At 62.2% G+C, this 26,409-nt stretch carries 24 protein-coding genes, 1 tRNA gene and 1 pseudogene; 15 read left to right on the forward strand and 11 right to left on the reverse strand.

Annotated elements, in window-relative coordinates:
* The first annotated feature begins 102 nt into the window (after window positions 1–102).
* Window positions 103–906 (forward strand): M48 family metallopeptidase, encoded by an 804-nt coding sequence (locus C7435_RS15160; RefSeq protein WP_233128325.1) that lies wholly within the window; start codon window positions 103–105, stop codon window positions 904–906.
* Window positions 907–1,047: 141 nt separating this feature from the next.
* Window positions 1,048–1,124, forward strand: a tRNA-His gene (locus C7435_RS15165).
* Between the two features lie 138 nt (window positions 1,125–1,262).
* Here C7435_RS15165 and C7435_RS15170 read toward each other — a convergent pair.
* On the reverse strand, window positions 1,263–1,604 hold the full coding sequence (locus C7435_RS15170) for an integrase core domain-containing protein (protein WP_147422724.1): 342 nt from the start codon (window positions 1,602–1,604) through the stop codon (window positions 1,263–1,265).
* Between the two features lie 193 nt (window positions 1,605–1,797).
* Here C7435_RS15170 and C7435_RS15175 point away from each other — a divergent pair, with 193 nt between their 5' ends.
* The 3 genes and pseudogenes from C7435_RS15175 to C7435_RS15180 all read left to right on the forward strand — a co-directional run bounded on the left by C7435_RS15175 (window position 1,798) and on the right by C7435_RS15180 (window position 3,594).
* On the forward strand, window positions 1,798–2,556 hold the full coding sequence (locus C7435_RS15175) for a sulfotransferase family protein (RefSeq protein ID WP_121212333.1): 759 nt from the start codon (window positions 1,798–1,800) through the stop codon (window positions 2,554–2,556).
* Window positions 2,557–2,834: 278 nt separating this feature from the next.
* A pseudogene (locus C7435_RS17400) lies at window positions 2,835–2,957 on the forward strand (hypothetical protein); the annotation flags it as partial.
* A 55-nt stretch (window positions 2,958–3,012) separates the two neighbouring features.
* A complete protein-coding gene (locus C7435_RS15180) occupies window positions 3,013–3,594 on the forward strand; it encodes an integrase core domain-containing protein (RefSeq protein ID WP_267896472.1) in 582 nt (193 codons plus the stop codon).
* 109 nt (window positions 3,595–3,703) lie between these two features.
* Here C7435_RS15180 and C7435_RS15185 read toward each other — a convergent pair whose 3' ends face one another.
* Window positions 3,704–4,696 (reverse strand): zinc-dependent alcohol dehydrogenase family protein, encoded by a 993-nt coding sequence (locus C7435_RS15185; RefSeq protein WP_121212335.1) that lies wholly within the window; start codon window positions 4,694–4,696, stop codon window positions 3,704–3,706.
* 113 nt (window positions 4,697–4,809) lie between these two features.
* On the reverse strand, window positions 4,810–5,742 hold the full coding sequence (locus C7435_RS15190) for a LysR family transcriptional regulator (RefSeq protein ID WP_121212336.1): 933 nt from the start codon (window positions 5,740–5,742) through the stop codon (window positions 4,810–4,812).
* A gap of 154 nt (window positions 5,743–5,896) precedes the next feature.
* On the opposite strand from C7435_RS15190, the gene C7435_RS15195 reads away from it, so the two are divergent.
* Window positions 5,897–6,748: an SDR family NAD(P)-dependent oxidoreductase gene (locus tag C7435_RS15195; RefSeq protein ID WP_121212337.1), complete on the forward strand. Its 852-nt coding sequence runs from the start codon at window positions 5,897–5,899 to the stop codon at window positions 6,746–6,748.
* 52 nt (window positions 6,749–6,800) lie between these two features.
* On the opposite strand, the gene C7435_RS15200 is transcribed toward C7435_RS15195, so the two are convergent.
* Complete coding sequence (locus tag C7435_RS15200; RefSeq protein WP_143743053.1) at window positions 6,801–7,253, reverse strand: DUF6491 family protein; 453 nt, start codon at window positions 7,251–7,253, stop codon at window positions 6,801–6,803.
* A 250-nt stretch (window positions 7,254–7,503) separates the two neighbouring features.
* On the opposite strand from C7435_RS15200, the gene C7435_RS15205 reads away from it, so the two are divergent.
* Together C7435_RS15205 and C7435_RS15210 are read left to right on the forward strand one after the other, a co-directional pair.
* Window positions 7,504–8,304 carry a hypothetical protein gene (locus C7435_RS15205; protein WP_233128324.1) on the forward strand — a complete coding sequence of 267 codons (801 nt, stop codon included), beginning with the start codon at window positions 7,504–7,506 and terminating at the stop codon, window positions 8,302–8,304.
* An 85-nt stretch (window positions 8,305–8,389) separates the two neighbouring features.
* Window positions 8,390–9,526, forward strand: a complete 1,137-nt coding sequence (locus C7435_RS15210) for a SpbR family protein (RefSeq protein ID WP_121212338.1) — start codon at window positions 8,390–8,392, stop codon at window positions 9,524–9,526.
* An 85-nt stretch (window positions 9,527–9,611) separates the two neighbouring features.
* Here C7435_RS15210 and C7435_RS15215 read toward each other — a convergent pair whose 3' ends face one another.
* The 4 genes from C7435_RS15215 to C7435_RS15230 all read right to left on the reverse strand — a co-directional run bounded on the left by C7435_RS15215 (window position 9,612) and on the right by C7435_RS15230 (window position 12,517).
* Window positions 9,612–10,109 (reverse strand): Hpt domain-containing protein, encoded by a 498-nt coding sequence (locus C7435_RS15215; protein WP_075190913.1) that lies wholly within the window; start codon window positions 10,107–10,109, stop codon window positions 9,612–9,614.
* Window positions 10,110–10,120: 11 nt separating this feature from the next.
* Window positions 10,121–10,579, reverse strand: coding sequence for a response regulator (locus tag C7435_RS15220; protein WP_075190912.1), 459 nt, complete (start codon window positions 10,577–10,579; stop codon window positions 10,121–10,123).
* Window positions 10,580–10,653: 74 nt separating this feature from the next.
* On the reverse strand, window positions 10,654–11,418 hold the full coding sequence (locus tag C7435_RS15225) for an NAD kinase (RefSeq protein WP_121212339.1): 765 nt from the start codon (window positions 11,416–11,418) through the stop codon (window positions 10,654–10,656).
* A gap of 40 nt (window positions 11,419–11,458) precedes the next feature.
* The gene (locus C7435_RS15230) at window positions 11,459–12,517 is read right to left on the reverse strand and encodes a DUF2336 domain-containing protein (RefSeq protein ID WP_075190910.1); all 1,059 of its coding nucleotides are present in this window, start codon (window positions 12,515–12,517) and stop codon (window positions 11,459–11,461) included.
* Window positions 12,518–12,613: 96 nt separating this feature from the next.
* Here C7435_RS15230 and egtB point away from each other — a divergent pair, with 96 nt between their 5' ends.
* The 3 genes from egtB to C7435_RS15245 all read left to right on the forward strand — a co-directional run bounded on the left by egtB (window position 12,614) and on the right by C7435_RS15245 (window position 15,506).
* The gene (gene egtB / locus C7435_RS15235) at window positions 12,614–13,891 is read left to right on the forward strand and encodes an ergothioneine biosynthesis protein EgtB (protein ID WP_121212340.1); all 1,278 of its coding nucleotides are present in this window, start codon (window positions 12,614–12,616) and stop codon (window positions 13,889–13,891) included.
* A 68-nt stretch (window positions 13,892–13,959) separates the two neighbouring features.
* On the forward strand, window positions 13,960–14,727 hold the full coding sequence (locus C7435_RS15240; protein WP_075191141.1) for a class II aldolase/adducin family protein: 768 nt from the start codon (window positions 13,960–13,962) through the stop codon (window positions 14,725–14,727).
* Window positions 14,728–14,825: 98 nt separating this feature from the next.
* Window positions 14,826–15,506, forward strand: coding sequence for a hypothetical protein (locus C7435_RS15245; RefSeq protein ID WP_147422725.1), 681 nt, complete (start codon window positions 14,826–14,828; stop codon window positions 15,504–15,506).
* A 2-nt stretch (window positions 15,507–15,508) separates the two neighbouring features.
* Here the strand turns inward: C7435_RS15245 and C7435_RS15250 are convergent, their stop codons facing one another.
* Window positions 15,509–16,012 carry a c-type cytochrome gene (locus C7435_RS15250; protein WP_121212342.1) on the reverse strand — a complete coding sequence of 168 codons (504 nt, stop codon included), beginning with the start codon at window positions 16,010–16,012 and terminating at the stop codon, window positions 15,509–15,511.
* 226 nt (window positions 16,013–16,238) lie between these two features.
* Here C7435_RS15250 and C7435_RS15255 point away from each other — a divergent pair, with 226 nt between their 5' ends.
* Genes C7435_RS15255 through C7435_RS15265 form a run of 3 tightly spaced genes read left to right on the forward strand, consistent with a single transcriptional unit; the run spans window position 16,239 to window position 20,317 of the window.
* Window positions 16,239–17,051, forward strand: coding sequence for a sulfotransferase family protein (locus C7435_RS15255; protein ID WP_233350802.1), 813 nt, complete (start codon window positions 16,239–16,241; stop codon window positions 17,049–17,051).
* A gap of 2 nt (window positions 17,052–17,053) precedes the next feature.
* On the forward strand, window positions 17,054–18,484 hold the full coding sequence (locus C7435_RS15260; protein ID WP_075190905.1) for a sulfotransferase family protein: 1,431 nt from the start codon (window positions 17,054–17,056) through the stop codon (window positions 18,482–18,484).
* A 6-nt stretch (window positions 18,485–18,490) separates the two neighbouring features.
* Window positions 18,491–20,317 (forward strand): ABC transporter ATP-binding protein, encoded by a 1,827-nt coding sequence (locus C7435_RS15265; protein ID WP_121212344.1) that lies wholly within the window; start codon window positions 18,491–18,493, stop codon window positions 20,315–20,317.
* 52 nt (window positions 20,318–20,369) lie between these two features.
* On the opposite strand, the gene C7435_RS15270 is transcribed toward C7435_RS15265, so the two are convergent.
* Together C7435_RS15270 and C7435_RS15275 are read right to left on the reverse strand one after the other, a co-directional pair.
* A complete protein-coding gene (locus tag C7435_RS15270) occupies window positions 20,370–23,432 on the reverse strand; it encodes a TonB-dependent receptor domain-containing protein (protein WP_075190904.1) in 3,063 nt (1,020 codons plus the stop codon).
* Between the two features lie 379 nt (window positions 23,433–23,811).
* On the reverse strand, window positions 23,812–24,615 hold the full coding sequence (locus C7435_RS15275) for a LytTR family DNA-binding domain-containing protein (protein ID WP_170150500.1): 804 nt from the start codon (window positions 24,613–24,615) through the stop codon (window positions 23,812–23,814).
* A gap of 547 nt (window positions 24,616–25,162) precedes the next feature.
* On the opposite strand from C7435_RS15275, the gene C7435_RS15280 reads away from it, so the two are divergent.
* Window positions 25,163–25,972 carry a LytR/AlgR family response regulator transcription factor gene (locus tag C7435_RS15280; protein WP_121212346.1) on the forward strand — a complete coding sequence of 270 codons (810 nt, stop codon included), beginning with the start codon at window positions 25,163–25,165 and terminating at the stop codon, window positions 25,970–25,972.
* The last annotated feature ends 437 nt before the right edge of the window (window positions 25,973–26,409 follow it).

Consider the following 26,409-nt stretch of genomic DNA (forward strand, 5'->3'; position numbering starts at 1 on the left):
AACACGCTAGCAGGCGTGTTTGTCGCTTTCTTGGCGAGACGCGAAAAACACTCTGCGCTAAGGTTATCGCTGATTGCGGCAACACCAAAGGGGGGAAAACTCATGTCGGCAAAACCACCGGTCGATCTGGTTCGGCGTCGTGAAATGATCATGGGGTTGGCGGCAGGCACGGTTCTGCCCTTCGTGGCCGGATGCGCGGACAATGCAGCGCTTGGGCGCAGCCAGTTGATGCTGGTGTCCGACGGTGAGCTCGCCCAGCTCTCGGACCGGGCGTGGCGGGACAGCCTGCAGCGCGAGCGCGTGCTGCGCGACCCGTCCTATCAACGTCGCCTGCAGCGTGTCGGGGACCGCGTCGTCGCAGCGTCCGGGCAAAACCATCTCGATTGGGAGTTCGTCGTCTTCGACAGCGATACCGTCAATGCCTGGGTCCTGCCGAATGGCAAGGTCGGCTTCTACAAGGGCATTCTCGATATCATGGAGACCGATGACCATATCGCCACCGTGATGGGCCATGAGGTCGGCCATGTTGCCGGGCGGCACTCGGCCGAGCGGGCCAGTCAGCAAATGGCGGCCCAGATGGGCGTCTCGCTGCTCGCCAGTGCGATTGGCTCCGCCGGCTCGGATTATGCGCGTTACAGTGATGATATCGGTGCCGCACTCGGCATGGGCGTGACCTATGGCGTCATCCTGCCCTATTCGCGGGAGCACGAATATGAGGCCGACCGGCTCGGCGTCGATTACATGGTGGGATCCGGCTATGATCCCCGCCAGGCGGTGGATTTCTGGGTCGGCATGTCGGCCATGAATGATCACAACTCGGCTGAGTTCGCCTCCACCCACCCGTCCGATGACAACCGCGTCGCCGCGATGCGGGCCCATATCCAGGCACGCGGCTACGCGTCCTGATCACCATCGTCAGGGCGGCTGCAGAGCCCTCTGCAAAAGCCTTGACGGGGTGCTTGCCAGCGCGGGGCGGGAAGGCTAGTTTCCCGCGCCTCATGCCAAGGTTTGCAGCCGCGCTGCCGGCCAAGCGTCATGACAAAGTGTGCCGCCTTAGCTCAGTTGGTTAGAGCGCTAGATTGTGGATCTAGAGGTCCCCTGTTCAAACCAGGGAGGCGGTACCATAACAACCTGTTTAAAAACAGTATCTTGAATCTAATTCCCAGAATGGTTTGCGACAGCGATTCTGGCTTTTCAGTCATTGGGCATCAATTGAGTGTTGACCGGCCATAGGCTAGTGGGCTTATTCCCTACTAGCTCTCTTATTTCGAGAGTCCGAGCCTCTCATGGTTCATAATTTGAGTTGCGGCGAGTGTGCCGGGAGCGGAGCCCGCGCGTTGCTCGAGCGACCGGCTCGCTGCGGGCGTCGGCCCGCCTAGGGATGAGTGAGGCCGGTGGTGGTTGTCGTCGTGGTGCCGTCGCGCCAGTACCTTGCGGGCGTGGACGAGGCTGTCGAAGGCTTCTTGGTAGAGCCGCCGCAGCTTTTTCTGGTTCATGGTGAGGCCCTCATGTTCCTGCATCAGTCCGATCCGCCGGTAGCCGAGGCGACGACGCGCTGCTGCGATCTCACACTTACGAGTGCGGATCTGCGGGCTGTCGGGCACGCCTTCGGGCCTCACTGTCTTCGGATTGTGTCACCATTGCCATCTCGATCGCCGCTTCGGCTACGGCATCAGGCGTGGCTGTCATCCGCCGCAACCCGAATTTCGTTGTCGGGCCGCAGCTTGGCGCCACCTGAGCGTCTTGCGCGTGGACTCGGAGGCTGCTTTAATATTTTGCTAAAGAGGACCGGAGCACATGCATAGCATCGAAACATTCCCGCGCGACACGCCATCATACCTGTTCATCGGCGGCAACCCGCGTTCAGGCACAAGCGCTCTGACGTCGCTGATAAACCATCACCCAGACGCAGTTGTCGGCATGGAGCGGTATGCCCCCCTTTGGGGGAGGGACGAGTTGACACCGGCACATTTCACGGCCGAGGAGTTCTTCGCCCCGCGCGACTTCGACGCCGGAAAACGTGCAAGAGAGTTCGAGCGTGAGCGCTATCAGGCCCGGTACGACAAAACAGTTCTGCGTGGCGATAAATACCCATACGTGACGCGCCACCTCGATTACATCACAAGTACCTTTCCGGGGTGCCAAGTGCTGTTTATCTTGCGTAATCCGCTGTCGGTAAGCGAGAGCTTTCAGGCGCGCTTTGACAACCCGGATGATAAAGCGTTTGCTCTCGACGGAATTCAGGCGCTCACGCGCTGGAACAACTCTCTGCGTCAACTAGCCGACGGGTTGGCGGCGGGGTTGAACATCGCGGTCGTAACGTATGAACGTGCGTTTGCCTCGCGCGAAGCCGCTAAGCGCATTTTTGAAACGGTCGGGCTGCCCCCGGAAAGTGTGGATTGGCTTGGCGTTGATCGCGTCGTCCAACGCGCTGCAGAACTGAATGTCGCAGAAACAAGCCGTAACGAAGCGACCCGCTGGAAGATAGCCATGGAGGCTAATTTCGACCTCTATCGCAAAATGGTGAATGAGGCCTGTATCCTTCGGGATATGTAGCCTGATCCATAATCGAAACCTGAAGGGCCCCGCTTCGGCGGGGCTTTTTATTGGCGAAATTGAGAAGCCGTGTGTGAGCGTGGCAGATGATCGCCATTGGTACTTGGGTAAGCGGGGTCCATCGCGCTCATACTTGCCATTGCGACCCAGATTGTAGGGCTAAGCGTGTGGGGCGGCTCGCTAGGTATAGGTTTATGTCGTTTCACGATGGCTAGAGTCGCTCTGCCAGGGAGCGCTCACTGTGAGTTTTCATAAGGTTGTTCACCCGGGCTGAAGCCTTGAGACTGGTTGTTGCGACACGACCAGAGGAAAGGAGCGCCCGGCTTCGCCGCGATTACCGCATGACGGCCGCCGAGATCGCCGACCGGCTGCGCCTCGCCCGGTCTACCGTGGCGCGCTGGCTCAAGGCCATGGGACTGGGGCGGCTGTCGGGTCCTGGAGCCACGACCGCCCGTCATCCGCTATCAGCGCGAGCGTCCGGGCGAGCTCATCCATCTGGACATCAAGTCACTGGGCCGCTTCAACAAACCCGGTCATCGGGTGACCGGCGGGCGCAAGGGCAACCGCAATCCCGGCGCCGGTTGGGACTGCGTCCATGTCGCCATCGATGACGCCACACGCCTGGCCTATGTCGAGGTCCTGGCCGACCAGAAACGCGGCACGACCACCGCTTTCCTTGTCCGCGCCCTGCGTTGGTTCAAAACCCGCGGCATCCGTGTCGAGCGCGTCATGACCGACAATGGCAGCCCCTATGTCTCGCGCCTCTTCGCCAAAGTCCTGCGCTGGCTGGGCATCCGCCACATCCGCACTCGGCCCTACACGCCGCCCACCAACGGCAAGGCTGAGCGCTTCATCCAGACCCTGCTTCGAGAATGGGCCTACGCCATCCCCTACCGATCATCCGACAGCCGAAACCGGGACCTTGAGCGATACCTGGACTGGTACAACACCAACCGACCACACTATGCTCTTGACAGGCAGACGCCAGCCAAAAGGCTTAGAACCTTGCTGAACAACGTCTCGAGAAACTACACCTAGCTCGCATTGTGTCCATCTACGCGCATCGCCACGATTCGCCCCACCCCGCACAAGAAAAAGCCGCCCCCGACAGGGACGGCTTTTCTCGTTTTCGGGATCCGCTGCCGGATCACGCGATGTCGATGACGACCTTGCCGATGGCGTCGCCGCTGGTCAGGCGGGCGTGGGCGTCGCCGACCTGGTCGAGGGTGAAGCGTGTGTCGTCGAGCAGCGGGGTGACGGCGCCGGCATCGACCAGGCGGGCCAGCTCGGTGAGGATGGCGCCATGGGTCTCGCGTCCGACATCATGCAGCATCGGGATGAGCATGAAGACGACATGCAGGGACAGGCCCTTGAAATGCACCGGGGTGAGGTCGAGTTCGAGCAGGGAGACGGTCGAGGCGACCTGGCCGTTCAGGGCGGCGGCCTCGAAGGAGTTGGTCATGTTGGCGCCGCCGACCGTGTCGAACACCACGTCGAAACCCGCGCCGCCGGTCTGCGTAGCGACATAATCGGCCACGCTCTCGGTGCGGTAATTGATCGCCGTGGCGCCATAGCTCCGGATGATGTCGAGCTGGGCATCGCCGCCGCCTGTGGCCGAGACCGTCGCGCCGAGATGGCGGGCGATCTGGACGGCGAGATGGCCGACACCGCCAGTGCCGCCATGCACCAGCACGCTCTGACCGGCCCGGGTGCCGGCGCGTTGCAGGCCTTCCATGGCGGTGATGCCGACCAGGGGCAGGGCGGCGGCTTCGCGCATGGAGAGACGTTTCGGCTTGTGGGCGATCAGGCGGGTGTCAGCGAGCATGTATTCGGCCAGCGCGCCGGGCAGGTCGGCGAGGCCGCCAGCGCAGCCATAGACCTCGTCGCCAATGGCAAAACCGTCGACGCCGTCACCGACAGCGTCGATCGTGCCAGCGAAATCCATGCCGAGAAGAGCGGGCAGGTCGGGCGCGAGCGGCAGGTTCTCCTGGCCGAGCTGGCGGATCATCGTGTCGACCGTATTGACGCTGGTGGCCGCGAGGCGGACCAGGACATAGCCCGGCTTGGGCTCGGGGCGGGGCAGATCGGCGGCGAGGAAGGGGGCATCGTTGCCGTAGGAATTGAGGATCATGGCTTTCATCAGAATTTCCCGGTATTGGCTTGGCCCGTTGGTGAGCAGCCCCCGAGATAATGCCTATTCAGATCAATAAAATTGGTCTTACCAGGGCTTCTGAATTTTGATTTTGGATATAATCAGATATCGTGTCCGGGCGTTGATGGGTCTTGCCAGCTCGGGGCGCGGCCGATTTTCTCGGTAAGAAAATCGATGAAGACGCGGACCTTGGCGGTCAGGACATTGGATTTCGGATAGACCAGCCAGATCGCCGAGCCGTCATCAATCTCGTGATCGGGCAGGACCCGCACCAGCAAGCCGTCCTGCAAATCCCGGTACAGGCTCCAGAGCGAACTCATCGCAATGCCCGCACCGGCCTGTGCAGCCAGGCGCATGCTGGCTCCGTCGTCACAGATGATCCGCGGCCTGGTGCCGGCGGGCGGGAATGTCCCCGACGCACCGGTTCCCGCCGTTGACAGGGTGCGGGGCGGACCGTTGGAGAAGCCGATCAGCTGGTGATCGGCCAGGTCCGCGGCAGTGGAAGGCGTGCCGTGCCGCGCCAGATAGTTCGGCGAGGCGCACAATATGCGCCGGTCATCGGCCAGCTTGCGGGCCCGCAGGGAACTGTCCTCGATGGCATAATTGCGCAGCGCCAGGTCATAGCCGCCCTCGATCAGGTCCATCTGTGTGTCCGACAGTTTCAGGTCGAGGTGGAGGCCGGGGTGGCGGTCGAGGAATTCCGGCAGGATGGGTGCGATATGAAGCTGGACGAATGTGCTCGAGGCGGCGAAACGCAAAGTCCCGGAAACATCCATCCGAGTATTGCCGAGTGCGGCGTTTGCCGCGTCTGCCTGGGCCAGGATTTCGCGCGCGAAGGGCAGGAATTCCGCACCTTCCAGAGACAGCGAGACCTTGCGGGTCGAGCGGTGGAGCAGGTCGGCGCCCAGCTTGCGCTCGAGCTTGGCCAGCCTGGCGCTGGCCACGGCCGGGGCCAGGCCGAGCTGGCGGCCGGCGGCGCTGATGTTGAGAAGGTCTGCAGCAAGGACAAACAGGCGGACGCCATCGGTATCCATGATCATTTCCTTCCAGAGGCGGGGGCGTGGCAGGCAGGACCCTCACAGTCAGATTGTCGTCGATAACCGAAAACTGAAACCAGAAATGACGCATTTACCCTGAATTTGACAGCCGTAATTTGTCGTCTCTGCATTCACGGCGCTGGAGACTGGCATGTCGAAGACCATACTGATCACCGGCGCGACCGATGGCCTCGGCCTGGCAACCGCCCGCGCCCTTGTCGGCCAGGGTCATCGTGTGCTTGTCCATGGGCGAAGTCGGGCCAAGCTGGACGCCGCCCGACAGGCACTGCTGGAGGTCAACAGCGACGGCGCGGTTGAGACCTTCCAGGCCGACTTCGCCGAGCTCGAGGGTGTTGATGCCCTGGCGGCCGTGCTGGCGGAACGGGGCGGCGATCTGGATGTCGTCATCAACAATGCCGGCGTCTTCCGCCTGCCGGGCGAGACGCGCAACCGGGCCGGCCTCGATCTGCGCTTCTTCGTCAACATGATCGCACCCTATCGGCTGACGCTGTCATTGCTGCCGCTGTTGCCGGCCGAGGGGCGGGTGATCAATCTCAGTTCGGCCGCCCAGGCCCCGGTCGATCTCAAGGCGGTGAGCGGACAAGTCGATCTGGACGACGGACAGGCCTATGCCCAGAGCAAGCTGGGCCTGACCATGTGGTCCGGCTGGCTGGCCGGACGCGTCGGGCCGGGTGGGCCGGGCATTCTCGCCGTCAATCCCGGTTCCTTCCTGAAAACCAAAATGGTGAGCGAGGCCTATGGCGTCGCTGGCCATGATATCGAAACCGGCGTCGACGCGCTGATACGCGCGGCGCTGGACGATACGTTCAGACAGGCGACGGGCCAGTATCTCGACAATGACAAGGGCGGGTTTGCCGCTCCGCATCTCGACGCGCTGAACCTTGAAAAGTGCGCGCGATTGGTGGAGGTGCTCGATGCAATTCTGGCGCGTCTCGAGACCGGCGCCGGCGACGCGGGCCACTCAATTGCTTCGACCGGCTGAACCGTCGGCCCCCGCGAGGAAGGTATTCGCGGGGGCGACGATCCGGTAGAGGTCAGCGTGTCCCCGATCCCGCTGTCTCAGCCGCAGCCGCTGCGTCCGCCCTGGCGGCGATCAGCGTGCGGGCCTCGTCATTGCTCTCGACCTGTTCGATCGTGTCGAAATAGCAGCGGTCGTCGCGGGTTTCGACGTATTCGAAACGGGGGTTGTGAATGGTGCTGAAGCGACCAAGGCTCAAACCGAGATGCATGCCGGACCTCAGCCCGCTGCAGCGACGCTGTAGCGTGACCAGGTAGCGGCGGCTGGCACCGGCGCGCAGCACCAGGTGCTGACGGTCGAGCACGGCATAGCCGTTCACATTGCGGATCCGGATCGGGCCGTCGCTGGCTGCCGGTGCCGCTTCGCCGGCGACAGCGCTTGGCGGCGGGTCGGCAGATGCGGGTGCGCTGGTGATAGCCAGGCATGACAATGCTGTCAGGCCAGCGATAACGGGGTTCAGGCGTGTCATGCGTCGTCTCCTTCAGGGTCGGAGACCCGTTTGCGGGCCTCGTGTCAGGTCGGACGTCCCTCTCATATATTATTGGCGCGTACGGGGTTTGTTGCAAGCGTGTCGGCGGGTGTCGTTAACGCCGGGTTAGCCACGTTTGCGTGAGTCTGCATGGGCGATTCGATCTTTGCGAGTCGCCACGATCCGGCAGCAACGCCCGCGGAGACGAAAATTGGTCAGCCCCGTCGACACCCACAGCCAGGACTTTACCATGCGCGCCATTCGCCAGGCCGCGCAGGAGACGGGCACGGATTTCAATTTCCTGGTCGACACAGCCGCCCGTGAAAGCAATTTCGATGTCCGGGCGCAGGCGCGCACCTCCAGCGCCGCCGGCATGTTCCAATTCATCGAGCAGACGTGGCTGGGCGTGCTCGCGCGGCGCGGCGCCGACCATGGCTATGAAGAGGCCGCCCAAGCCATCAGCCAGGACGCCAATGGCCGGTTCACGGTCAGTGATCCGACGCAACGCCAGCAAATCCTTGACCTGCGCTTTGATGCCGTGGCGTCGGCCCGCATGGCCGGTGAGCTCGCGGCCGAGAACAACTCCGTGATCGAGGCGCGCATCGGTCGCCCCGCTTCGGGCGGTGAGCTTTATGCCGCGCACTTCCTTGGTGCCGGCGGTGCCGCCGAGTTGATCAATGCAGCCGCCGCCGATCCCGAGCAGCGCGCCGATACGCTGTTCCCGGCAGCGGCTCGCGCCAATCGCCCGATCTTCTTCGAAGGCGGTCGTCCGCGCTCAACCTCTGAAGTGCTTGCCGTGCTGACCCATGAGGGCGGTGGCCATGGTCGCGTGGATACCCGACGCGTCGCGACCGCTGCGGCCGTCCAGGAAGTTGGCAATATGCTGGCCACGCCGATCAATGACGGCATGGTGGCGCCATCGCCAGTGGTCCAGTCGGTGGCCTCGATGCGGAGCAATCTCCAGGTCGGTAATGGTGAGTTGTCGCCGGCGCTGGTGGAAATTCTCGCCTCGCTTGACGCGCCGCGCAGCGGCCGGACGCGCAATTCGTAAACCGGGAAGCGGCATCGGCAAGCTTTCGTTAAGCATGTCGCGGCTAGTTTCCCTTTTGATCCGCCTGTCTTGAAACGGAAGCCCGATGAGTGTCGTTGCCCTTCGTAACCGTCTGACAAATGACGATATTCGCCGCCTGGTGAAGGGTGAGTCGGATGAGAGCCGGGCGATGGCGGCCCGCAAGATCTGTCGCCGCATGGACGCCGCCTCCCTGACCGAAGCGGAACGCACCGCCGCCCGTGACATTCTCGACATGATCGCGCGTGACGCGACCGAGCTTGTGCGACGGGCGCTTGCGATAACCCTGCGTCAATCGCCCAACCTGCCGCGCGAGATTGCCCGCAAGCTGGCTGCGGATGTCGACAGTGTCGCGACACCGGTTCTGCAATCCTCGCCGGTCCTGACGGATGACGACCTGTTGTCGGTGCTTGAAACCGCTGACACGGCCAAGCGCTGTGCGATTGCGCAACGTGAGCGGGTCGCGCCGATCGTTGTTCACGAAATTCTCGACAGCCGGGACGAGGACGCGGTGTCAATTGCGGCCGCCAATGATGGAGCCGAGTTTGATGACGCGGCCTATCAGCGTGCCTTTGCCGAGTTCTGCGAGAGCAGCGGCGTGATGGACGCATTTGTGGCGCGCTCGCAATTGCCGCTCAGCGTCACCGAACGCCTGATCGCCCATGTCAGCGATGTCGCTCTCAACAGGCTCGTGAAAGCGCATGCCCTGCCGCCGCAACTCGCTGTGGAGCTGTCTGAAGGCGCCCGCGAGCGGGCCACGCTGGATCTTGTTGACCAGGCCGGACTGGCGCACGACCCCAAGCATTTCGTCCAGCAATTGCGGTTGAACAGCCGGCTGACGCCATCGCTCATCCTGCGCGCCCTGTTGCGCGGCCATATCGCCTTTGTCGAGCACGCGTTCGCTGAATTGGCCGGGGTTACCCATTCGCGGGCCTGGTTGCTGGTGCATGATGCCGGGCCGCTGGGCTTGCGCGCCGTGTATGACCGCACCGGCATGCCGTCGCGGCTTTATCCGGCCGTACGCGCGGCATTGGACGTCTATCACGGCATGGAAGTCCCGCAGGACGAGATCGGTCGCGCCCAGTTCCGGCGCGTGCTGGCGGAACGCGCCATCACCCGGTTTCAGGGCATTCCGGAAGAGGATCTGGACTATGTTCTCAGCCGATTCGACGAGGACGCGGAAAGCATCAAGCTTGCCGGCTAGGCAAACCCGCCGTCATCGGGATAGAAAAAAAAGCCGGCGTTTGACGCCGGCTTTTTTTGTTCTTGCGAGTATGGATGGCTAGGAATCAGTCGTCCTTCCATGGCTCCGCGAAGGCCGTTGTTTGAGCCTCCAGTTCGCCGGCGAGGGCCGCCGCGACCGGATCATTGTCGTCGCGGATATTCTGCGACAGGGCCGCGCGGATCGCACCGACATGTGCCAGGGCGAGGGCGGTCGGTGCCTTGGCGCGCTTCTCCGGCATGTCGATCATCTTGGTCAGCGATTTGGCCAAGCGGGTGATGATCGGGAATTCATAGGTCGCGCCAAGGCCGCGCAGGTCGTGGGCGCGCACGAAGAGGTCTTCGCCCTCGCTGCCCTCGAGGCCTTTCTCGCGAACGATCTTGGCTGCCGCTTCGAGTTTCACGACTTCTTCTTCCAGCCATTGGCCGAAATCAGTGCGCAAATCCTTGAGCGCTTCCTCGGCCTTCTGGATCATGTGCAGATCGCCCTGGCTGATGGGCCCACCAACTTTGATCTGCAACATGTTCGGGGCGGAGATGACCTCCACATCCTTGTTATTGGCCATGAGACGTCCTCTTAGCTGGCAGTCGCGAGCGAAGCGTCAGGAGCGCCGGCCCGGTGTTGTGATGTTGACCCGAGGGTCTCGCGCAGGGTCTGGGCGAGGTTGGCCGCGGTAAAGGGTTTGGTCAGGAAGGCATCGACGCCGGTCTGGCGGGCCTGACGGATGCGTTCCTCGGCGCTGTAGGCCGACAACATGATCACCGGCAGGTGCGGGGCCGGGCTGTGGCGCCGGTCGCGTAGCGTCCGTACGAGATCGAGTCCGTCGCGTGGCTTCATCTTCCAGTCGGTGATCAGAAGGTCGACCGGCTTGGCCCGCAGGACATCAAGGGCCCGCTCGACCGTGTCGGCCTCGATCACCCGGTTGCAACCGAAGGCCTGCAACGAAACCCGCAGTGCCCCGCGCAGCGCGGCGCTGTCGTCCACCAGAAGGATGGTGAGACGGGATAAGGTCGTGTCCAGCGCGAAGTCTGTCATCGTGGGCCCGGGTCCGCTCGATCAAATCGTACGGTCAGACTAGCGCGGCTTGCTTAACGCCAGCCTAAATCCGTTCAGTTTTCGAACTGCTCGACCAGGATGCGTTCGGCGAGATCACGGCCGGGATCAAACAGCATGGTCAGCGTCACATCATGGGCTTCTACCACATCAACGCGGGCCACTTCACGGAATTCCTGATTGTCGGCCACCGCAGATACCGGCCGCAGGGATGGTTCGACGATCTCGAAGCCAACCCGGACATTGCGCGGCAGGAGCGCCCCGCGCCATCGCCGTGGCCGGAAGGCGCTGATCGGGGTCAGGGCCAGCACGGTTGAGGTCAATGGCAGGATCGGCCCGTGGGCAGAGAGGTTATACGCCGTCGACCCGGCCGGCGTCGCGACCAGGATGCCGTCGGCCTGCAACTCGGACATCCGGCTCTTGCCGTCGATTGTGATCTTGATCTTGGCCGTTTGCCGGGTTTCGCGCAGCAGCGAGACCTCGTTGATAGCGAGGGCCTCGAAGGGTTTGCAGTGGATGTCTTCCCCGAAGGCACGCAGCGGATGGATACGCGCGCGCTCGGCTTCGGCAATCCGTTGCGGCAGCCCGTCCTCGCGAAACTCGTTCATCAGGAAGCCGACCGATCCGAAATTCATGCCATAAACCCGCGCGCCGGTGCGAATCGACATGTGCAGAGCGTCAAGCATCAACCCGTCGCCACCCAGGGCGACGATGACATCCGCCTCTTCGATGGGCACATGGCCATAGAGGTTTTCAAGGCGCGACTTGGCGGCCTTGGCCTCAGGTCGGGGGCTGGCGAGGAAGGCGAGAGAAGCGGTGATGGGCGTGCTCGAAGGAAAACCTGATGAAACAGGTTCTTATTCAAGCCCTCGTGCCCATTTGGCGCAAGACCTTCGCCGCTTTTTCCGGACCGTACATGCGGAAGACATTCGCCGCTGCCGCCATGGCATCGCCTTCCAACGCCTGGTGGATGCGGCCAGAACGCTGCAACGTCTTGTGGATGATCGGATAGGCGGTGCGGTCCAGCTGGGCCGCCTGGCAAGCCATGGCGGCGGCGCGGACACCGCTCATCGCCAATGCGATGCGCCATTGCGACGCCTTGATGTCGCACAGGGCGGCGATCGCGTGATCAAACACTGCTTCCTTGCCGGCCTTGAGCGCGTCCATCGCGAAACGGCCGCTCAGCTTGCCGGCGGATTTTGCATCCTGGACTTCGCGGGCGGCCTCCTTGTCGACATCTTCCGGTGTCGCGCCGAGTGCAGCGTCAACAGCAAGGCTCTCGACTTTTGCCTTGTCGAGGCCAAACCGGCGGTAGAGTTCCTCGCGCCAGTTTTCCGGCAACATGATGCAGAGTTGGGTGGCGTAGTCAGTCGACAGGTCGTGGCGGCGGGCCAGCGCCTCACGCAGCTTGGGATGCTCGCGCGCCACGTGGAGGCAGACCTCCAGCGTGTTCTCGGAGATTTCCGCGGTGTCGTTATTGGCCAGCGCGCGCAACACAATCGGTTCGCCCGGCTTGGCAAGGCGATCGGTCACGGGCAGGCAGAGATTGGCACGCATGGCGAGGTGGCGCCGGTGATCGATCGAGCCGGTTTCCGCGAGTTCGATCATGTCTTTCTGCGTCAACTGATCGCTCTTTTCGATGATGATCGCGGAAATTTCGATCTGGTCGAAGGCGAAGTGCCGGATCGCTGAATGCGGTGCCCAATCGCAACCGGCCAGCTTTTTGGCCATTGCCATCTTGGTGTCGAGGTCCGACTTGGTCGACAGTGTAATGAGCAGGTCGCCGGCGACTGGTTCGGCCGATGCCGACAAGGGCTGCGCGACACACATCTCCGTTACGCTCAGCGCAAGCTGCTGGCGTTTGTCGGGGTCGCGTACAGTCGCGAGAAGATGGAGCGCGTCGGCTGGTTTTGCGGCCATGGGTCTTGATTTGCGAACCGTTACATTGACGGTTATCGATGACAGGAACGCCTTGAAAACTTCTTAATTCGGGCGGTGACGAGAGGGGTTTCAGCCATGGATGACATCCGGCCGGCGTCATTGCTCACACGCTATTCGAACGTGCGGCAGCAGACGCAATCCCTGGTCGTCGGCTTGAGCGAGGAGGACATGCTGGTCCAGACCATGGCGGATGTCAGTCCGACCAAATGGCACCTGGCCCACACCACCTGGTTCTGGGAGACGTTCGTGCTTCGGCAGTATCTCGCCAGATATCAGGAATTTTCCCCTGAATTCAACTACCTGTTCAATTCCTACTATGACGGGATTGGTGATCGCCACGCCCGGGCCGAACGTGGCTTTCTCAGTCGCCCGCGCTTGGCCGACGTGATGGCCTATCGTGATCATGTCGATGACGCGATGGCGCGTTTACTGACCGTTGACCACGGCGATAAAAATGCACGACTTGCGCCGCTGATTGAACTCGGGGTCGCGCATGAGGAGCAGCATCAGGAGCTCATCCTCACTGATATCAAGCATGTGCTGTCACGCCATCCGTTTTCCCCCGTGGCCTTTCCGCCGGCGCGCCGCACCGAGCCCGCGCCGATTGCCGAGCCGGGTTGGGTCGAATTTGCTGGCGGCACGGTTGATATCGGCGTCGATGGCGTCGGCTTTCATTTCGACAATGAGGGGCCTCGGCATCAGGTGATCCTTGTCCCCTTCGCCTTGGCCGACCGTCTGGCGACCAATCGGGACTATGCAGACTTCATCGCCGATGGCGGCTACGCGACCCCGTCGCTATGGTTGTCGGATGGTTGGGCGCGTTTGCAGGATGAGGCGTGGTCAGCGCCCTTGTATTGGCGGCAGGGCGATGCCGGCTGGCAGGAATTCACGCTGCACGGGCTGCACCCGCTCGACCTGGACGCGCCGGTGATCCATCTCAGCTATTACGAAGCCAGCGCCTTCGCCGAGTGGAGCGGTGCGCGCTTGCCGACCGAAGCCGAGTGGGAACACGCTGCGCAGCGGGCACGGGGACCGGATGGCCGATATGCGCAGCCTGGTGTTTCCGCCCATCCCGGCATCACGCCGTCCAACCCGTCCGGCGTGACCGGGCTGCGCCAGATGTTCGGTGACGCTTGGGAGTGGACGCGGTCTTCCTACTCGGCCTATCCGCGCTTTCGTCCGGCGGCCGGCGCGGTTGGCGAATACAATGGCAAATTCATGAGCGGGCAGTATGTCTTGCGCGGCGGATCCTGCGCGACGGCGCCTTGGCATGTGCGCGCGACTTACCGCAATTTCTTCCCGCCGGCGGCGCGCTGGCAGTTTTCCGGTGTGAGACTGGCGCGGGATATTTGACGGGCGGGCCGGCAGGCCCGATCCTGCGCATTGTTGGCGATAACGATACAAGCCATGGGGAGAACATCATGGACGATCAAACAAGCATGTCGGTCAAGGACCAGGTTTCGGCCGAGGAGTGGAAGGCGCGCTGTGACCTTGCCGCCCTTTACCGCCTTGTGCGGATGCACGGGTGGGATGACCTCTTTTTCACCCATATCTCGATGCGGATACCCGGACCGGATGAGCATTTTCTGCTCAACCCGTTCGGCCTGCTTTATGAGGATGTGACTGCGTCGAACCTTGTGAAGATCGATCTCGACGGTAATGTCTTGCCGCCATCGCGATACGGAATCAATCCGGCCGGTTTCACCATTCATTCGGCGATCCACGCGGCCCGGCATGACGTTGCCGTGGCCCTGCATCTGCATTCCGATGCCGGCGTTGCGGTCGCGGCCCAGAAGGGCGGGCTTCGCCCGATTTCCCAGCTGGCGATGAATGTCTTCAATGATGTGAGCTATCACGACTATGAAGGTATCGCCCTGGAGTCCGAGGAAAAAGAGCGGCTTGTGGCGGATCTCGGCGAGAAGAACCTAATGATTTTGCGCAACCATGGGACGCTGTCGGTTGGCGATCACCCGTTTAGCGCGTATATTCGCATCTATCTACTGGAGCGTGCCTGCAAGATCCAGGTCATGGCCCAGGCGGGTGGAGAGCTGATTGAATGGGACGAGAAGATGCAGGACCGCGTCTTCGGGCAATCTTCGGAGATCGCGTCCAACGACTTCTTCAAGGAGATAGCCTGGGCCGCGATCATGGATCGCGTTCGCCGCGAAAGCCCCGGCTTCGAAGTCTGACCGCAATCGCCTGTTTGGCCGGTGCATCAGGGCTCGCCCTGGATGCGCCGGCCGACGCGGGTGCCTGGCCCCAGCCGCAGGGCGAGGGCGTTATCATCATGACTACTCTGGTGGATCGCGCCGACACGAGGTTCGACGGTGATCGTCGACGCTCGGATGACGGCTATTTTCACAAGGACGAGACGGCCACTTATCTCGAATACGGGCTTAGCGGACGTGATACGATGGTTGTCCGGATCGCCTGGCAGGATGTGCGGCGCTCGCGTGGGCAATCCTATGACGAGGCGCGGGGCCTGGCAGCCAGTGAAATCGGTTGGCGGCGCCAGGTCTGGCGTCGCGATGCGACTGTTGCGTCGTTGCAAGCGACGGCCCTGATCCCCGGCCAGGGCGAGAATGTCGCCAATCAGGCTTTTGGATCCGGCGAAATGGCTGCGGAACTGCGTGCGCTCCTCGGACAAGGCCTGGGGCGTCACGGCTTTGTCGAGGCCCAGACCGCCTGGCGATGGCGTGACGGGGAATATCTGGACGAAGCACGGCTCGATCTGACCGCCGGCTGGCGTGTGACTGATCGTTGGCAGGTGCTGGCCCAGAGCTTCTCGGTCTGGAGTGTTGAAACGGATCGGCCCGGCACGCGCGCCTTTGATCAGCACAAGCTGCAGCTGTCTGTCAGTCGCGAGCTCGGCGCGCAGACGATCCAGATCGGTGCATCGTTCACGCCCACCGGCCGCAATGCAATCAACCAGCAGGCCTTGTTTCTGTCGGTGTGGCGGAGGTTTTGATCCTAGTCGCCTGCGGTTTCGACGGCGATATGGGCAATGACATCCCGGCGATCATCGGCGTCACGCAGGCCGACAAAGCTCATCCGGTTACCCGGAACGAGCGCGCGGGGGTTGGCGATCCAGGCATCGAGTGTGTCGAGGTCCCAGACCAGACCGGCTTCGGCGAGCTGGCTCGAATAGCTGAAGCGGTCCGCGCCTGCGGCAGGGGCTCCGATAATCCCGTGCAGATTGGGGCCGACCGTGTGGCGCCCACCATCGCTGAGCGTGTGGCAAGACTGGCAACGGCGGAACTGGCGCGCGCCATTGGTCAGGTCTGCATTGACATAGTCGCCGCCCAACTCGGCGAGAATGGCGGCGGTGTCGCGGCTCGCTGTAGGCGAAGTGCCATCAGCCGTGCTGCTGGTGGCAGGTGACGATGCATCGCCAGCGGCCGACCGCGTGTCGCTGCCGCCGTCGCAGGCCGCAAGGGCGATAACAGGCAGGAGCGAAAGAAGGGCGCGTGTCATGTTCAATTCCCCATTTGCGGTTCGAAACCCGGTTATAGCGCAGCAAGACTGCACCAACATGCGGCACGATGACACCAGGTTGCCAAGCCGGATCGCAGGTCTCCAGCTTGCGCAGGCCGTCATCGTTTTTTCGCTTGTCTCTCGCAACACAATCACGAAGAAGTATTGTGGGGACCATTAGAGGCATCGCGAGCGGATGCAAGACCGATCACGGCTGTCGGCCGTCATGATATGTGGAGCCGGTCATTCCGGTTCGACACTGCTGGGCATGATCCTCGGCAGTCATACCGATGCTTTCTACATGGGTGAGGGCGGCAAGGCCCGTTATCTCGGCGACGAGAAGAAGCCGCTGCGCAAGCGCGTCTGCAAGATCTGCGGTGAGGACTGTCCGGTCTGGGCCGGGTTTGAATGGGATGGTTGCTCGCCGCTTTATGCCCAGGTCGCGGCGCATGTCGGCAAGTCTGTCATCATTGATTCGACCAAGGATGAAGGCTGGATCGAGGACCGGGCGGCGGAGGTTCGCAGCGGTGGAGGTCGGCCTGTCCTGCTTTTGTTGAGTCGCGACGGGCGGGCCGTGGTCAATTCACGGCTGCGCAAATACCCTGATCGCGATCCCGGCGAGCAAATTCAGGCCTGGGTCGACAAGATGGCCACCGCACAGGCGCTGTTCGAAGCGTTCGATGGCCCGAAAATGCGCATTCGCTATGAAGATCTGGCGGGCAACAGTGCCGCCACCATTCACGCACTCTGTCACTTGATCGGCCTGGACTACCAGTCGGCAATGGCGGATTTCAGCGCCGTCGACCATCATGTGTTAGGCGGTAATAGTGGAACCCAGTTCATCGCTGCGCGCTCGCGTTTTGACGATCCGGACGAGGCCTTTGTCAGCCTGGGTTCACGGACCCGCGACTATTATGAAAACCATTCCGGTGGAATCGAGCTTGATCTGCGCTGGAAGACAGAAATGAAGCACGAACATCTCGCCCTGTTCGAGCAGATGGCTGCGACGGCCAATGCGCCGTTCCAGTGGGGGGAATGACAATGGCGAAAGTTGATCTGGTTTTTCGTCAGATTGACGAGCGCACGCGTGACGTGGCGCTCGAGCTGGCGATCGAGAACATCCAGCCGGACAATGTCCACATCATCGACGATGTCCGGCCTTTTACCGAGTGCGTCGCGCAAATGCTGCGCATCGAGCATGATTGCGACTATGTCGTTTATGTCGATGCGGATTGTCTGATCCTGGAGAACATCCGGCCTTTCATCGACAGCTGCGACGCGCCCTATGTCGACGCCTATGTGTCGGATCGGTTCCGCGGGCGGCTGCATTGCGGCGTCCATATCACGCGCATCGATCTGGTGCGGGCCATGGCTGCTGTCGACATCCCCAAGGATGACCTCAAATACGTGCTGCGACCGGAATCACGCCTGCGTAACCTGGCCATGAAGCCAATGGGTTCGGCCAAGCAGTTCCGCAATTTCGACATTCTGCACGATCACTTCCAGTCCTACCGCCACATCTTCATGAAATACGCGCTGCGTGAGCTGCGCAGCCGGGTGAAGGTGCAGCGGCAACGACTGACACGGTCGATGAAAAAATGGGTCACGACCGAGGGTGACTTCTGCGACCTGACGATGGCGCGCTACGCGGTCGACTATGCCCGTCGCATGGTGCCCACGACAGCCACGCCGGACGAGGTTCACGCCTTTATCGCAGCGCTGCCGGATCATGCCGAGGCCGAGTTGGCCAAGCTCGGCCTGACGGCCGAAACGCCGTTTACGCGTGCCGATCTCGACGCTTGGCTGACCGCAAATGCCGACCGGGTCGCCTATGGTCAGAAAGCCGACAAACCGAAAGTCTTCGGCCTTGGTCTGTCGCGCACCGGCACCCGCAGCCTGACATCCGGCCTGCAGATGCTCGGCTTTGACTGCAGCCATTACCCGATCGATGAAGATACCTATATCGAGATCGCCAACGCCCAGTACGACCTGACCCTGCTGCGCTATTTCGATGGTTTGACCGATATCACGACCATTCCGATCTATCAGCAGCTGGACAAGCAGTATCCCGGCTCGAAATTCGTGTTGACCGTGCGCGACAAGGAGAGCTGGCTGGGGTCGGTGTCTCGACACTACTACAATCGCCCGGCCTTCAAGGATGTCGAGGACCCCGACGAGGAAGTGCATCTGCGGATGCGCCAATTCCTGCGCGCAGCGGTTTATGGTTGTTACAATTTTTGCCCGGACCGTTTCTCCTGGGTCTATGACCAGCATGTGCGCGATGTGATGGCTTTCTTCAAGGACCGTCCCGAGGACCTGCTGATCATCGACATCTGTTCCGGTGAAGGGTTTGAGAAGCTGGCGCCGTTCCTTGACCGTCCGGTGCCGGCCGAGGCTTTCCCGCACAAAGGGGCTGTGTTGTCGCGTCGTATCGCTGAAGAAGCCGAAGCCCAGAAGGCCCGGGTCGCCTGATCCTTCATGTCCGACCCTGACCCGGACAGTGTGAGCGAACCGGTCCCGCCCCTGCGGGACCGGCTTTCGGCCGCCGGTCGGACCTTGGCCATCATCGCCAAGACGCGCCCTGGCCTGACACTGGGCATCTCTGTCTTGACGGTCGTGGCAGCCTTGCTGCCACCGGCCGCGCTTTACGTTTCCAAATTGCTGATCGACGGTGTGGTGGCGGCGATCGGCTCCGGGCTGGAGGCTGACCGCAATGCAGCGCTTCGCTGGGTGGTGGTCGAGGCCGGTCTGCTCGCTGTCCTCTTGGTGGTGCGGCGGGGGCTGGTTTTCCAGAAGGCCCGCCTTCACGCTGAACTCGGCTTTGCCGTGGCGCGCCTCATCCTCGACAAGGCCAATCGCTTTGCCCTTGCCCAGATCGAGCATCCGCGTGTCCAGGAAATGCTCATCCACGCCAAACAATTTGCGGCGGCGCGGCCTTACGGGCTGATCGTCCGCGGTTTTGACAGTCTGCAGGCCGGCGTCACGCTGATCTCGATCATTGCGCTTCTCGCCGCTAGCGCGCCTTGGCTCATCCTTTTGATGTTGGTCGGAGGCTTGCCGGCGTTTCTCGGCAATCTGCGCTTTTCGGGCGATGCCTATCGGTTCTACACCGCCCGCTCGCCGCAAATGCGTGAACGCAACTACCTGGAAAGCCTCGTGACCAACGAGGCCGCAGCGCGCGAAAGACTGCATTACGGGCTCGGCGACCCTTTGCTCGGTCGCTTCTCCGACCTGTTCAATGACATGCATGATGGCGACCGGCGCCTTCAGGGGCGTCAGGCGGTTATCGGATCCCTGCTGGGTATTGGCGGGTCGGCGATCTTTCTCGGTGGCAAGCTGTGGATCGTGGTCGCCACGATCGCCGGTCGCTTCAGCCTTGGCGACATGACCATGCTGATCGGCCTGCTCAAACAGGGCCAGAACGCGGTCAATGCACTGCTGGCAGCCTTTACCGGCAGTCATGAGGATCTTCTCTATGTCACCCGGCTGTTTGCCCTGCTTGATCTGGACGAGGGCCGCACGGCCGGTCTGGCCACTGAAGGTCCGACGCCCGGCGACGGCTTGCGTTTCGAGAATGTCAGCTTTGCCTATCCGGGTGCCAGTACGCGCGCGCTCGACAGGGTGAGCTTTCAGCTCGCACCAGGGACCCGGCTCGGCCTTGTCGGCGTCAACGGGTCAGGCAAGACGACTTTGGTCAAGTTGGCTGCCGGCCTCTATCGCCCTGATACAGGCCGGGTCCTGCTGGACGGTCTTGATCTGGCCGAATGGGACCCCGCGGCGCTGTCGCGCCGGATCGGCGTCATGTTTCAACCGCATGTGAACTACAAGCTATCGGTGCGCGACAATGTTGAATCCGGGATCGGCCTGGCGACATTGTCACCCGACGCGATGGATCGCGCCCTTGCGGCGGGGCTGGCGCGCGAGCTGGTCGACGAGCTGGAAAATGGTGTCGAGACCCGGCTGTCGAAGCGCTTTGCCGAGGGCGTGGAGCTGTCCGGCGGCCAATGGCAGCGCCTTGCCATGGCCCGCGCTCATGCCAACGAAGCGGCGGACATTCTCATTCTGGACGAGCCGACGGCGGCACTGGATGCGGAAGCGGAGTCGGCTTTCATGGCACGACCGCTCGCGCCTGGTCGCTCGCTGATCCTGATCAGTCACCGCCTGTCCAATCTGCGCACGGCCGATCTCATCATCCTGCTTGATCAGGGGTGTGTAGCCGAGGTCGGTGATCATGAAACATTGATCGGGCAGGGCGGCGCCTATGCGAACCTGTTTGCTCTGCAGGCTGATCCTTACCGCACATGAAAACGGCCCGCGTCGCCGACGCGGGCCGTCCCCCTCACATGTCGAGTGCGCCCTAGAAGCGCTTCGACACGTTGATGAAGAAGCGGCGACCGATCTGGTCATAGCCACCGCCCGACGGCACATTGCGCGTCGTCAGATTGCCCAGTCCGACACCCATCGTACCGAGGTCTTCATCGATCTGGGGCGGGTCTTCATTGGCGATGTTCTGGACACCCATCGTCACGCGCCAGCTCTCCTGGGACAGTGACACCGAGATGTCATGGTATTGCGCCGACGGAACATCGAACTGTGCCGGTGTGCCGGCCCCGATGAAGTTCGGGTTTTCCGTCACATTCACTTCTCCGATCCAGCGCGCGCGATGGAAGAAGGTGAGGTCACCCCAATCCGTCGACGTGAAGAGCCGGTTGGTGAAGGTGCCGCGCCATTCCGGATTGCCCAGCGTGTTCAGCGCCTCGTTGACATTGGTCACGCCGGCCAGCGTGATCGTCGTGGTGATGTCTGTCGACTGGGTGAGGGCGGTGTCCGACGTGAAGGTGAAGTTCCGGCCCATCGCTTCGAAATCCATGTTGAAGCGAAGGTTATAGTCCAGACCTTCCGATGTGTTGGACGACACGTTGAACGGCGTCGTATCCACCTCGTTGAGATATTGCGTGTTCGGGTCACGCACGCGGCGGGTACAGAACGGATCGTTCGGGAAGTTGGCGGACCGATAGCAATTGGCCAGGATCTGGCCGGCGGTCGGAACCAGGATCGAGTCGGAGACCTCGATTTCATAGTAGTTCACGCCCAGCGTCAGATCGAACAAGTCCGTGAACGGCTGCTCGATCACAAAGCCCAGCGAGATGGCTTCCGACGTTTCAGGGTCGAGGCCTGGATTGCCGGACCGGAAGGCCTCAAAGCCCGATGTGCCGGTAACCCCGAGTGTGAACGGATCGACGCCTTCCGCCGCGCAATTGTCCAGCACGATCTGGGCGCGACCGTCGAGATCGCCGATACCGTCGCCATTGCTGTCCGCGCCAGGGGCGTAGATCGGATTGCCGGTGACCGGATCGGTGCCGACAGCCGTTGCCGGAACGCCGCAAGGGTCATTGACGAAGCCGATGAAGCCCGACTGCCCGCCCAGGAAGAGTTCCCGCAGGTTCGGCGCCCGGAAGGAGGTGCCCATCGTCCCGCGCAGGGTGAGGAAGTCGACCGGGACCCAGCGTGCGCGGGCACTCCAGGTGGAGTTTTGTCCGTAGAACTCGTGGTCAACCAAGCGGGCTGCCGCTTCAAACGTGATTTCCCGTGCGAACGGGCGGTCCTGGATGATCGGGGCAACGACTTCGCCGTACACCTCAAACAGCTCAACAGAGCCTGCCGAAGAACGGTCCTTGAAGAAGTTCAACCCAAGACCGCGTTCGGCAACTTCACCGGATCGAGAATCCAGGGATTGTTCACGCCATTCCGATCCAAGCACCACCGAGACTTCGCCATCGAGCAAGTCGAACACCGGACCGGTGACGAAGCCACCGAGAATGCGTTCATCGACAAAGGTGGTGATTTCGCGTTGGCCACGCAGCCAGTCGATCCCGGCCTGGCCTTCGGCAAAGCTGGCATCGGCGCCATAAAGGCTTTCCGACCAGAAGTTGATCGGGACGCAGGTCTCCGGTGTTCGTGACTGGAAGAAGCCACCTGGCGTCGGTACGCCGCAAACCGGCAGGCCGCTGGTCGGGTCCGCCGTTGCCGAGGCCGACAGGTTGAGATTTTCCTCAAGCGTTACGGTTCGCGACGAATAGCCCATCGACCGCGTGTAACCGGCGAAGACTTCATAGTCCCAGCCTGGTGCGCCCATGAAGCCGAGATCGCCTTGCAGACCGTTATAGGTCCGCCATTGCTCAAGCTCGACAACCGCTTCGTTGTCCCAAGGAGCCATCAACAGGATGGAACCGGGAGCACCGAACGGGTTGAACGGGTTGTCCGCGTTGAAATCGACCGTGAACTGGGCCGGGCCACCATTGAAGTAGGTCTGGCGATTGGAGAAGGAGGTTTCGGTGAAGAAGTTTGTGCCCGGCAGCCAGTCATCGAGATCATACGTGGCCGTCAGGAAAAAGACCGAACGCTCGAACTCCGGTGACTCATAGGCGTTGACCACGCGCGAATTGTTCAGGGCCTGGTCCGAGAAGCCGCCAGCATTGGGGCCACGGCCGTCGACGAAGCCGGCAACACCGAGGTCGGAATCGGTGGCTGAGGTGCCGGGGGCGCCGTAGAACAAGGTGAAGCTCGGCAGCAGGATGCCCAAACCGGATTGGAAGGCATGCGCCGTGCCGCAGGTCTCCGTCGTTGTGCCGTCACCATTATCGACGATGTCAAACGAACAGTATTGACCGCCATCGCGAGCCATCCAGTCGCGCTGGGTGCCAGTCAGCTCTTCACTGCGGACAAGTTCCGCTGCGAATACGAAATTGGCACGACCTTCGCTGCCGCCGACCAGGAAGTTCGCACTCGACTGTGAGCCACCGCTGTCTTCGGGAATGGTTGTGAAGGCCTCGACCTGGAGGCCGTCGAACTCGGTGCGCAGAATGATATTGGTCACGCCGGCGACCGCATCCGACCCATACACCGACGAAGCTCCGTCCAGCAGGATGTCGACGCGCTGGATCAAGGAGGAGGGTATCAGCGAGACGTCCGGGAAGGACGGCGCGCCCTCCACACCGGCTGGTGCGAAACGGCGGCCATTGATCAGCACAAGCGTCCGGTCGGCGGCAAGGCCGCGCAAGGAAACGGCCTGCCCGCCCGGGCCGGCATTGCCGACAAATTGGGCGTTGGTCTGCAAGTCAAGCTGGGCGCCCTGGACAACCGTGGTCGAGCGCAGGATTTCACCGACATCGATCAGGCCGGCTTCCTGGATCGTGTCTTCGTCGATCACCTGCAGCGGCGAGGTCGAGGTGAAACTGTTGCGGCGAACGCGCGAACCGGTCACGACGATGCGGTCCTCATCTTCGTCGGCTTCTTGCTCGGGCGAGGACACGCTCGCCGGTTGCTGCGCAAGGGCAGGTGACACCATCAAACCGGCCGCGGCAAAGCCGGCCAGGACGGTCGATCGCAGAATTCGCGACTTGAAGTCTTCGTCTCTCATTTTATCCCCTCAGGAGTGACGGCCCGGCCTGTGGCCGAGCCATTTGAGTTGGCCCGGCGGCAGGCCCCCTCGGGGACCGGCGGGCCGGGCAACGCCGCAGGACGGCGCATGGGACGGATAGAGCGGAATGGGTTGAACACACTGACAGGCCAATGTTGCGAGCCGCGGCAGGGCGTAACAAACGGGCGTGACGTCGACGAACGACGGGAAAATCGGGTCAAAAGTGGAATCCGGTGCACGGGCGGCGGCTGTATCGCGACCAGGGTTGAACCCGTGGGGCCTTGGCGATGGCGGAGCAGCCAATCTGTCGGGGAGGTCAGATTGCGGACAGGCAGCGGTTTGGCGGATCGGATAAAGTCCGGGCCGGACTGCGTGCTTGTCAGCCCTGGGAGGGCAGGGCCAGTCGCGATGACGCCGTGTTTGCCAGATGGGCCTGCAAGAGTTCGGCGCCGCGAGCGCTCACCGGGAAGCCCTGACCTGACCGGAGGGTGAGGCGGACGACGCGGCCGCGCTCTCGGGCACAGGATGCAATCTCGCTACTACGCACCAGATGAGACCGGTGGATATGGATGAAGCCCAGCCGGGTGAGTTGCACGACGAGTTCGGCGAGCGTCGCGCGGTGCAACCATTCACGATCATGCGAAATGAGGGCGACATAATTGCCTTGTGCACTGACGGCGATGATGTCGGCCATATCAAGAATGTCCTCCTGGCTGCCACTGCGCAGGATGATGTGATCGGCTGCCGGCTCGGTCTGGCTGGCTTGGCGCCGGACGGATCCAGCATAAACATCGCCCAGAAGTGCGGTCAGTGCGATCATGACCGGGTCCCAGACCCAGTTGATCAGGGGGATCTGGTCAAGAATTTGCGCCGGCGGCGCATCCAGGAAGGGCGCGTAGACGAAGACGATGTGCAGGTAGACCAGAAAAATCGCGGCGACACCGAGCATCACCAGTTCGCTCAAGGCGATCAGGGTCGGTGTCGCGAGCAGGGCTTGGCGCGCCCGTGTGATGGCGACCGCCGGGAAGATTCCGAGCCAGGGAATCATGATGACCGATTGCCCCTGCACGATTTCCACGATCGTGTGCGCAATCCCGAGGCGGGACATGTCGAGCGATTGGGCAAGCGTGAACACGACGAGCAGGCCGATCCAGGCGGCGGTGGTCGCAAACAGGATTCGCACCCACCGTTTCAGCGGAAGTGCCTCACAAGCTTGCCACCACGATTGGATCATACGTCCCTCACAGACACTACCGATACCGTCTCCGGACTGCGGTCAGATTTTCCGGCGCGTTACAGTCTCGACATGTCGCAGCGGCGCGTTGGGTGAAAAAGTTGCGTGCGACGAACATCGGAACGCCGCACGCAACAAGGAGGGATAAGGGCTCGTGACTGCCCAAGCGTATCCGGGATCCAAGACACCGAGTGACACGCACCGCAACGTGACCACGGTCGGGCGGCAGCGGCGAGCGGAATTCAACGAGCGGCGGCAGAACGCGACCAATTGCGGATTTGCGGCCCAATCGCGGGTGTTTGTCGATGAACGACCCCCGGCATTCATGTCAGAAACTGCCCGGTTCGGCCCGGCGGGGCCTGTGATAAACACGAAACTGCGTCATTCGCCCCAGAAACCGGGGTGGTTTGTCATTCTTGGCCGCTCCGCCTCTTCCTCCATCAGCTTGACCGCGGATATCATGTAAGCAGTTGATTTTATTGATGGAGAAAATGTAATGCGGTGCGTTGTCCTGGAAAGCCGGCCCCTTGCACGAGCGCATCTTGTGCAGGCCGTCCAGCGGCATACCGCCATTCGTGTTGCTGTCGCGACGGCCTCCGTCGAGGCGCTTCCGCCTGTTTGCGGTTCCCGGGACGCGGACGTTCTCTTTCTTGACGCCGATCACCCGCGGCTCGACGCCGCGCTGGCGGCGCTGCGTGATCTGGGAAGCCGGGCGCCAGTGGTCGTCATGATGAGCGATTATCCGGATCGTGCCATCGACGCTTTCGACCGCGGCGCGAGTGATTTCCTGCTGCGACCGATCGAGACGGGCCGACTCGCGGTGACCATTGATCGCCTGCGTCAGCTCGTTCAGGACCGTCAGGCCCAGGTCCGTGCCGAACTTCTCGAGGAAGCGCTTTGTGACCTGCGCCAGAAATCCGGCGCCGGCGATCCCGCCGGATGCGGTCGAGACTTCTGGATATCGGGGCATGGCGCCCGGGTTCGGATCAGCCAGTCGGAAATTGTCTGGCTGGAGGCGGCGCGGGGTTATGTCTATTTTCACCTGCGGACCCGAAAACTGCTCGAACGTACGACCATGAAAGAGCTTGAGGCACGGCTTGACCCGACCCGGTTCCTGCGGCTGCACCGGTCTGCGATCGTCAATGTCGATGAAATCTCGGCCGCCCTGCGGGATCGCCATGGCCTGTATGCGGTACAGCTGACAAATGGGACCCAGGTCCGGGTTGGCCGCAAATATCGCGACGGGCTTGCCGATCTCATGCAGCGAACCCAGGTCCGGCCGCGGGAGGAACACCAGGCAGCCTGATTCCTCACACCGTCGACGCCAGGGACGAGCAGGCGCGGCCCAATGGTGCCCGTCGCGGCGAAGCATCGCGGCGCAGGGGGGCGTTTCACAGTTGATATTCCGTTGTGGCAAAGCCGTTCCGGTTGGTGACTGCGCCGGGATGCACAAACACGCGCATTCCTCGATTGACTTCAAAATGCCCGGGCCATAAACATCGCCCTCCTCGCAGCGGGGGCCACGGAAACGGGGCGCCGGCGACGAGGGGAGGGCAATCGCCCTTCAGGCTTTTCATAGGCGCTTTTCATGTCCGGCGCCGGCGATGATTTCCTCGGAAAACAACGCTGGTCACGACGCGCTGCAGAAACCCTGAAGAACGTGATTGACTTCAAACTTGGGGCGGCTTAAACACCGCCCTCCTTGGCCGGGGCGGCGATTTGATTGTCCTTCGGTTATCGGGT

This window comes from Maricaulis maris, from assembly GCF_003634045.1.
Taxonomy (GTDB): domain Bacteria; phylum Pseudomonadota; class Alphaproteobacteria; order Caulobacterales; family Maricaulaceae; genus Maricaulis; species Maricaulis maris.